Origin of the sequence: Rahnella perminowiae, from assembly GCF_019049755.1 — a bacterium.
In the GTDB taxonomy this organism is placed as follows: Bacteria; Pseudomonadota; Gammaproteobacteria; order Enterobacterales; family Enterobacteriaceae; genus Rahnella; species Rahnella perminowiae.
This window is the reverse complement of record NZ_JAFMOS010000150.1, coordinates 1-1145: the sequence shown is the minus strand read 5'-3', so window position 1 is coordinate 1145 and position 1145 is coordinate 1. Positions and strand designations below refer to the sequence as shown.

Genomic DNA, 1145 nt, shown 5'->3' with positions numbered 1-1145 from the left:
TTGTAATCTAAGGGTTTACTATGTCTAAGGTCGCTCTTATTACCGATATCGCCGGGCAGGACGGGTCTTATCTGACTGAGCTTTTGCTTAAAAAAGGCTATACAGTCCACGGGATTATTCAGCACGGCCGGGTACCCGATACTGAATCTGTCTGTGATGATTTACAGGCAAACAATCCTGATTTTTATATTCATCATTATGGCTGGGGTGAAATCTTCGATCTGGGGAAATTGCTGGCGTTAATTCGCCCGGATGAAATTTATAATCTGGATATCACCAGTGAGACTGCTACGCATTCTACACTTCCCGTGGCCAGGATCAGTGCGCTCAGAATGCTCGAGGCGATTCGTTCTCAGGGGCTGGAGCACACAACGCGTTATTATCATGCCTCATCTTCTGCGTTGTGCGGGCTGGTTAACGGGATGACCATCAATGAAATGGTGACGTTTAATCTTCCGCCTTCGGATACCGTCGCCAGGGTCAGTGATTTCTGGACAGCCGTGAATTATCGCGAAACGTTTGGTATGTATGCCTGTAATGGCATTTTGTTTAATCACGAGTCGCCGCGACGCAGCGAAAGTTTTGTGACGCGTAAAATCACGCGCGGGCTGGCCAACATTACTCAGGGGCTGGAGAAATGCCTTTATCTGGGCAATCTGAATGCATTACGTGACTGGGGGCATGCCAGAGATTACGTCAAAATGCAGTGGCTGATGTTGCAGCAGGACAAACCGGAGGACTTCGTGATTGCGACGGGCGTGCAGTTTACGGTGCGTCAGTTCGTGACTTTTGCTGCCCTTGAACTGGGGATCAAGCTGCGGTTTGTCGGTAAAGGTATCGAGGAGAAAGGGGTGATTGCCGCGATTATCAGTCCGGTCGCTGCGGCGCTGAAAGTCGGGGATGTGATTGTCGCCGTCGATCCGCGTTACATCCGTCCGTCAGAGGTCAGCAAGGTTTCGGTTAATCCTTCCAAGGCGCGTCGCCAGTTAGGCTGGGCACCTGAAACGTCACTACAGGATCTGGTGATTGAGATGGTGCAGGCTGATCTGGCTTCTGCCAAAAAGAGGGCACGTCTGAAACTGTACGGATAACGCTGCCCGCTGTTTATCACGAGCGATAAAAAGCCGGAGAATGTCAGCACATTC

The 1145-nt window shown here is 50.7% G+C and carries 1 protein-coding gene; it reads left to right on the top strand.

From position 1 onward, the window contains the following. Window positions 1–20 precede the first annotated feature (20 nt). On the top strand, window positions 21–1091 hold the full coding sequence (locus J1785_RS00820; protein ID WP_129953077.1) for a GDP-mannose 4,6-dehydratase: 1071 nt from the start codon (window positions 21–23) through the stop codon (window positions 1089–1091). Window positions 1092–1145: the final 54 nt, after the last annotated feature.

Bases quoted from the DNA above. Each gene is read 5' to 3' on its own strand.
- J1785_RS00820 (WP_129953077.1), top strand. From the start codon at position 21: ATGTCTAAGGTCGCTCTTATTACCGATATCGCCGGGCAGGACGGGTCT.